At 41.5% G+C, this 7,521-nt stretch carries 7 protein-coding genes; 3 read left to right on the top strand and 4 right to left on the bottom strand.

What is annotated here, in order from left to right; all coding sequences use genetic code 11:
- Window positions 1–109: helix-turn-helix domain-containing protein (locus VF675_RS13120; protein WP_440205338.1), on the bottom strand; the 109-nt coding region annotated here is incomplete at its 3' end.
- 461 nt (window positions 110–570) lie between these two features.
- On the opposite strand from VF675_RS13120, the gene fmt reads away from it, so the two are divergent.
- Window positions 571–1,533, top strand: a complete 963-nt coding sequence (fmt, locus tag VF675_RS13115; RefSeq protein WP_440205337.1) for a methionyl-tRNA formyltransferase — start codon at window positions 571–573, stop codon at window positions 1,531–1,533.
- Complete coding sequence (gene rsmB / locus VF675_RS13110) at window positions 1,530–2,837, top strand: 16S rRNA (cytosine(967)-C(5))-methyltransferase RsmB (RefSeq protein WP_440205336.1); 1,308 nt, start codon at window positions 1,530–1,532, stop codon at window positions 2,835–2,837. The genes fmt and rsmB overlap by 4 nt, the downstream gene beginning before the upstream one ends.
- Before the next feature lie 129 nt (window positions 2,838–2,966).
- On the opposite strand, the gene VF675_RS13105 is transcribed toward rsmB, so the two are convergent.
- The 3 genes from VF675_RS13105 to VF675_RS13095 all read right to left on the bottom strand — a co-directional run bounded on the left by VF675_RS13105 (window position 2,967) and on the right by VF675_RS13095 (window position 6,571).
- Entirely contained in the window at window positions 2,967–3,077 is a 111-nt protein-coding gene (locus VF675_RS13105; protein WP_004970370.1) for a methionine/alanine import family NSS transporter small subunit, read from the bottom strand.
- Between the two features lies 1 nt (window position 3,078).
- Window positions 3,079–4,563 (bottom strand): sodium-dependent transporter, encoded by a 1,485-nt coding sequence (locus VF675_RS13100; protein WP_104852799.1) that lies wholly within the window; start codon window positions 4,561–4,563, stop codon window positions 3,079–3,081.
- Window positions 4,564–5,128: 565 nt separating this feature from the next.
- Entirely contained in the window at window positions 5,129–6,571 is a 1,443-nt protein-coding gene (locus tag VF675_RS13095) for an aldehyde dehydrogenase family protein (RefSeq protein WP_180096436.1), read from the bottom strand.
- A gap of 172 nt (window positions 6,572–6,743) precedes the next feature.
- Between VF675_RS13095 and VF675_RS13090 the strand changes: the two genes are divergently transcribed.
- Window positions 6,744–7,427 carry a TIGR04219 family outer membrane beta-barrel protein gene (locus VF675_RS13090; protein WP_004970377.1) on the top strand — a complete coding sequence of 228 codons (684 nt, stop codon included), beginning with the start codon at window positions 6,744–6,746 and terminating at the stop codon, window positions 7,425–7,427.
- Window positions 7,428–7,521 lie beyond the last annotated feature (94 nt).

Genomic DNA, 7,521 nt, shown 5'->3' with positions numbered 1-7,521 from the left:
CTTCATCGCACTTAGCATTCCAAATAAAACGAGCGCAACCCATCCACTGACTAAGGTTCAGCTTTTGATGATTGGTTGGATACGCTCTTAATTGGATGCCTGTTAGCAATGAAAATGCTCCTAAAAATACAATTTAATTATAACATAAAAAAGTGATTCTATAATATAAACTAATGATATTTAACGACAATTTTAACTTATATAGTCATATTAAGAAAAGAGCTGGCTCACCCTTAAAAGGGCGAGAATGCACTCTAGAATTTATTGTTCAATACAAAACTTTCATGAATAATTTTTAAATTTTGCATTATTAGGGTCTGTTGACATTTCATAAATGGCTTGCGCTGTAGGCTAAAACTGAGCAGATTAGGCATGAAACGCAGGGAATAGCGAGACTATTGCCAAGTTTCATAACGCAATCTGAGAAAGTTTTAGCCACATGAGCAAGAACAAAGCGCTGCTTTGTTTGCTGCGCAAGGGGACAAGGTGGATTTGTTACAACCCGTTCCGACCTTTGAGCCGCAATTTGTTATAATTGCCGCGTCATCTAAAACTATGGGTTGATTTCCATTGAAAATCGTTTTTGCAGGTACGCCTGAATTTGCTGCAAGCGCTTTGGCAGCACTCCTGAACACCGAACATGAGATTGTCGCGGTTTACACCCAGCCTGACCGTAAAGCAGGACGCGGACAAAAACTCACAGCATCTGCGGTGAAGCAATTGGCACTACAACACGATCTTCCTGTCTATCAACCTTTACATTTTAAATCATCTACTGAAGAAGGTCTGGCGGCTCAACAAGAATTGGCTGCATTGAATGCCGATGTGATGGTGGTTGCTGCCTATGGTTTAATTTTGCCGCAAGTGGTTTTAGATACTCCAAAATATGGCTGCTTGAATATTCACGGTTCTTTACTACCACGTTGGCGTGGTGCAGCGCCGATTCAGCGTGCTATTGCCACAGGTGATACCGAAACAGGCATTACCATTATGAAAATGGCTGCAGGCTTAGATACAGGCGATATGATGTATAAAACCCTATGCCCAATTACTGCCACAGACACCTCTGCTACTTTACATGGCAAACTGGCACAGCAAGGTGCTGAAGCGATTGTTGAAGTATTGGCTTCAGAGCAAAAATTGCAAGACTATTTGGCTGCGCGTGAAGTGCAAGATGAAGCCTTGACGGTCTACGCACACAAACTGACGAAAGCCGAAGCGCAAATTAACTGGTCACAAACTGCAGCCGAAATTGACCGTAATATCCGTGCCTTTAATCCGTGGCCTGTGGCGTTTATCCCTTTAGATGACACTCAAAACTTGCGCATCTGGGGTTCAGCATTATCGGATGAATCTGCACAAGGCAAAGCTGCGGGTACAATTTTAAAACTAGACAAACAAGGCGTACACGTCGCTTGTGGCGATCAACAAGCAGTGTGCTTAAGCTCGTTGCAATGGCCAGGCGCTAAACCCCTGAATCCTGTGCAAATCATTCAAACTCAAAAACTTCAAACAGGACAAGTTCTCGCATGAGCCATTCTGAATCAGGCAACTCACATTTGAACTTGCGTGCCCAAGTCATCCGTACGCTATTGGCTGCACAACAAGGGCAGTCATTGGCGAGTGTTTTACCTGCACATTTAAGTAAAGTCGCAGAACGAGACCGCGCCTTGTTTCATGAGCTGGTTTTGGGCACCTTGCGACAATGGTATGCCCTAAAAAGCATTACTTTGCCGCTGTTGGTAAAACCACTCAACAATGAAACCGTTGAAACCTGTTTATATGTTGGCTTATATCAAGTGCTTTGCACCCGTGTAGCCAGTCATGCCGCAATTTCAGAAACCGTAACTGCAGCCAAACAATTGGGCTATCAAGCACTCAGCGGTGTGGTGAATGCGATTCTGCGTCGTGTTTCACGTGAAACATCGGAATTTCAAACGGCTTTGGCGCAGGCACATGGTTTGCCAAGTTGGTTGTATAAACGCTTGAAAAAAGATTGGCCTGAACAATTAGAACAACTGACGCAAACTTTAAAGCAAACCGCACCTCTGACCTTAAGGGTTAATACACGCCAAATCAGCCGTGATGACTATTTAGAAATTTTGCAGGAACAAGAGATTGCAGCAGAAGCTTGCACCGTGTCTGAAGTCGGCATTGTGATATTGCAAAATGTGCACATTCCTGACTTACCTGGTTTTGATGAAGGCGTATTTTCCGTTCAGGATGAACATGCCCAACTGTGTGCAACGCTCTTGCCAAATTTAGATGGCAAAGTCGTGGTCGATGCCTGCGCAGCACCCGGCGGTAAAACAGCGCATCTGCTCGAAAAATTTCAGCCTAAAAAATTGATTGCCTTAGATCAGGATGCCAAACGTCTGTTACGTGTCAGCGAAAACCTAGAACGTCTGCAACTGAATCAAGAAGCGCAAGTCGAAATTTTGGCTGCCGATGCAACCACATGGAATGCCAGTGAAGCAGTAGACTGTATTGTATTGGATGCACCATGTTCTGCAATTGGAGTCTTGCGTCGTCATCCAGATATTCGTTTGCTGCGTCAATCTAGCGATGTTCAGCAAACGGTGGCATTACAGCAACAGATTTTGCAGCAGATGTGGCAGCAACTCAAAGTTGGTGGCACCTTGCTTTACATTACCTGCTCGGTTTTAAAAGCCGAAAATGAACAGCAAATTCAGCAATTCTTTGCCGAACATCAAAATGCCAAAGAAGTCAAAATTGATGCAGATTGGGGCATTCCACAACTGTATGGACGCCAATTATTGCCGCAACAAGGACGCGGGGATGGTTTTTATTATTGTCGTATTGAAAAAACCGCCTAAGCTATTTCTGTTTTAACGATTCTTCTCATTTAATAGCCTTTCCAAAAAAATAACCCTTGAATCAATCAAGGGTTATTTTAGTTAGCCAGTGCAATGCTTTACAGCATCGCACCCGTTTCAGCAAAATGCTTAGTCTTCGAGTTCATCTGGGTTTTTGATCAGGTGAATCATCGCCAAAACTAAACCACCCCAAAGTACCACTGTTGAAATAATCAACATCACCAATGCAGATGTATTCATCTTATTTCTCCGCTGCGTCGTGATCTTTTAAGCGGCTAAGCAATACCGCGCCAATAATAAAGAGCACTACGGTACCACCACCCACGGTGAGTAAAATGTGTAATGGATAACCACCATAGCCTTCTGCAAAAATAGATTTCAGGGTTAAGCCTAAAGCCACGAGCAATGAAAGCGGAGTCACGATGGTTAATAGGAAATTCCAGCCCCAACCCAATTTAATGCTTGAGTATTGGTTAACGTGTTGCTGCAATTCTTTGAGCAATGGACGACGGAACCAAGTCACCAAAATGATCGACAATAAACCACCACCAACAATACCAATGTTGTTGGCAAAGTAGTCAATGATGTCGACAAAAGTGATCGCGCTGTGGGTAGAGAATAAAATGGTTGAAACAATAGCTGAACCACCCGCAATGATGGTTACTGCACGCTTACGCGACCAACCCAGTTTGTCTTGGAACGCAGCAATGGGCACTTGCAGAATACTCACCATTGAGGTCACCCCTGCAACCGTCAATGAAGCGAAGAATAAGAAACCAAATAAATCGCCACCTGCACCCAAGCTTGAAATGATTTTCGGGAATGCAATAAAGGCTAAACCAATACCACCAGAAACCACTTCATCTACCGATGAACCTGCGCTGTACGCCATGAAACCAAGCGCAGCAAAAATACCAATACCCGCTAAAATTTCAAAAGATGAGTTTGCAAGTGCAACCACCAAGCCTGAACCAGTCAAGTTGGTTTTACGTTTTAGGTAAGATGAGTAGGTCAACATAATCCCGAAACCCACTGAAAGTGAGAAGAAGATATGACCAAAGGCAGCTAACCATACTTTATAGTTCGCCATCGCTTCCCAGTTAGGCGTAAAGAAAGCATTTAAGCCATCGACTGCACCCGGTAAACGTAAAGCTTGAACCACGAGAATAGAGAACAAAATCAGCAAAAGTGGTATAAAGATTTTATTTGACAGCTCAACCCCTTTTTTCACCCCGCCGTATAAAATGAACATCACCACCGTCCATACGATGACTAGACCAATAAATAAGGTTGGTACAAAACCAAAGGCTAAGCCTTCACCATTTTGTAAGTAGCTTGTGAAAAAGAATTTTTCAGTGTCTGTTCCCCATTGCTGACCAATGGAATAGAACATATAACTGCCTGCCCAAGACAATACGCTGGCATAGTAAATACCAATCAGCAAAGTCACCATCACCTGCCACCAGCCCAATGCTTCACTGTTCATGAGCTTTTTATAAGCGGTTGGTGGTGCTTTACGGTATTTATGCCCAACTGCATAGTCCAAAAACAGCAATGGCAAACCTGCGGCAAAGATCGCAATTAAATAAGGGATTAAAAATGCGCCGCCACCATTTTCATAGGCAACATAAGGGAAACGCCAAATATTGCCCAACCCGACCGCAGAACCAATGGCTGCGATAATAAAGCCTGATCGCGCGGACCAACTCTCACGAGAATCTGTCATAGAACACCTAAACTTCAGGTTATTTTTTGCTGCTTGTTTTTTAATTCTGACCTTTTATATAAATAACTTGCTTTTTCATTAGCTTAAATTTACTTTATATAACGGTACTTTAGCGCACGCAAAAAATATCCTGCAAAAAATGAAAATCTGGGTGTTTGCTTTAGAGTCACACCTTTTGAGCATCAAATTCTAAAGGTCAAACAGCGAAATATTCGGAAAATCTTGCTTAAAGTCTTTGCCCAATATTGCGCTTTTGTATGGCTTAACAATACTCATTTTTGAACAATTTTTCTGTAAATTCTGCTTAGAAAGATGCTTTTTGTATGCATTTTTTTAATCAAACGTTCAAATTCCACTCCATTTTGACTTGATTTTTTGGTTATAAGTCATATAACTATTTGGAATGTAATGTTGGTGCTATTTGAGTTGTTTTACTTTTCATCTATTATAGCAGCGCTGTAGCTTATTATTCACCAAACCACAGCGCTGTAATCAATCATCTCAAAATTCAGAGTTAACTCATCCTTTCTCTTTATTTATAACGATGCATCATTAGATCAGATACTTAACGCTTAATTACCAATAAACGCTCTTCCTGCATATCCCGAATAGCAGATTGAATCCCTTCTCGCCCTAAACCCGAATCTTTCACGCCACCATAAGGCATATTGTCCACACGGAACGATGGAATATCATTAATAATCACCCCACCAACTTGTAACTGATCCCATGCATACAGCATTTTTTCCAAGCTTTGTGTATAAATACCCGCCTGTAAACCAAAACGACTTTGGTTGATACGTGCAATCCCTTGCTCAAAAGATGAATATTTTTCCAAAATGGCAACAGGGCCAAAAACTTCATCTTTATAAACTTCCAAGTTTGGATCGACCTGTTCCAATAAAGTCGGTTCAAACATCACACCTTTCAGCTCGCCACCTGCCAATATTTTTGCGCCTTTTTTCACCGCTTTATCAATCCACTTTTTCAAGCGCTGCGCTTCAGCTTCCTTAATCATTGGCCCGACCAAAGTGCTGTCTAAATCAGGATCTGCCGCTTTAATTTTCTTGAGCTGGCTCACAAGTTTCTTTTTCAGTTCGGCATATACGTCAGCATGCACCAAAATACGTTGCACACTAATACACACCTGCCCAGCATGATTATACGCACCACCAATTAAGCGATGAATCAATGCATCATTCAATTCAGTATCGGGTTCAATCATCACTGCTGCATTGCCGCCCAACTCTAGCGTTACTTTTTTGCGTCCTGCGCGGGCTTTCATATCCCAACCCACCACATCTGAACCGGTAAAACTGAGCAGTTTAAAGCGGTCATCTGTCACTAAAACATCAGCTTGTTCACGCTCACAAGGCAATACCGAAAACGCACCTTTAGGTAAATCTGTTTCTGCCAACACTTCTGCAATTTTCAATGCTGAAATAGGCGTGGCACTGGCAGGTTTTAATACAAAAGGACAACCTGCGGCAATCGCAGGTGCAATTTTATGTGCAGTTAAATTCAACGGAAAATTAAAAGGACTAATCAAAGACACGGTACCAATGGGTACATGCTTAACCATCCCTTGATAATTCGCAGCAGCAGCCGTCACTGCCAACGGCAAAATACGCCCTTCATCTAGTTGTGACACCGCATCTGCCGCAATTTGGAAGGTATTAATTAAACGCTCGACTTCTGCCATCGCAGCCAAACGTGGTTTTCCACCTTCGGCAATTAAAATTTCGACCAATTCTTCACGCATGTTTTGAAAACGCTGCACACAATGCAACAGAATTTTTTGTTTTTGAAAGGGCTGTAACTTTGCCATTTCGGCTTCTGCTTTTACGGCTGCACGAATGGCTTTTTCAATACTTTTCGCATCGGCAAGTGCGACACGCGCATATAAATTTTGAGAATATTTATGCTGAACGGCTAACCATTGCCCTGTTTCTACGGCTTTATTGGCAAGATAGAGCGGATAATCGACAGGTGGATGGACATTTTGCATACTGAAATCCTCTATTTTTGGCGCGAATTAAGCTATATTTTTACAAGAATTTTGATTCTAGAAAATGTATGATGCGCTAAGTTGGACAATATTTCACATGATTTTTTGTCACGAGAACATACAACACCACACCATTCATCCCAAATGATGATGACAAAATACTAGAGTTTATATGCTTACATTACAACGTTTTGCTTTAGCATGCAGTTTAATTAGTTGTTCAGCGGTGCATGCCGATATTATTGGGGTAAAAGCCAGCGTAGATTATTGGAAATATAGCGCAGACTGGAATCAGGCTCAGTTATCACCAAACTTGGATGATGATTTTGCCTTACCCTTCAGTCTAGCAGTAGAGCATCCAGTACCATTTTTACCCAATGCTAAAATCAAACATGCCAATTTGCAGGCCGAAAGCGAGCAAAGCGCTGCTGGTGTAAAAATCAATCAACTAGATTTAGATTACTCAGACTTCATTTTATATTATGAAATTTTAGATAACATTGTTGCCGCAGATGTTGGATTTGGTGCCAAAGTACTTGAAGGCGACTTAAGATCGAATTTGTTTTCGACACAAGACGTCAGTGAAACTTTACCTATGCTGTATGCAGAAGCAGCGGTCAAATTACCATTTACAGGTTTAAGTGCCAAAGCTGAAGCTAACTATGCCAAAAATAGCGACAATGAAGTTCGTGATGCTCAGGCAGAAATTAAATATAACTTTATAGATGCCATTTTAGTCGATGTTGGTTTAAAAGCAGGTTATCGCATTTTAGATATTAAGCTCAATCAAGATTCCAATCAGGAAACTCAATTAGAGTTTAAAGGCCCATATTTAGGCTTAGAAGCACATTTCTAAATATTTGATATTTAAATAAATTTAAAACCCTTAAATTATGTTTAAGGGTTTTTTTATTCATTCTACTTTTCTTTTTTACATAAAAAAACACCCT

It is taken from the genome of Acinetobacter sp. Lyrl_1 (genome assembly GCF_051948795.1).
In the GTDB taxonomy this organism is placed as follows: Bacteria; Pseudomonadota; Gammaproteobacteria; order Pseudomonadales; family Moraxellaceae; genus Acinetobacter; species Acinetobacter towneri.
Note: the sequence above shows the minus strand (reverse complement) of the source record. Positions and strands in the feature narration are given on the sequence as shown.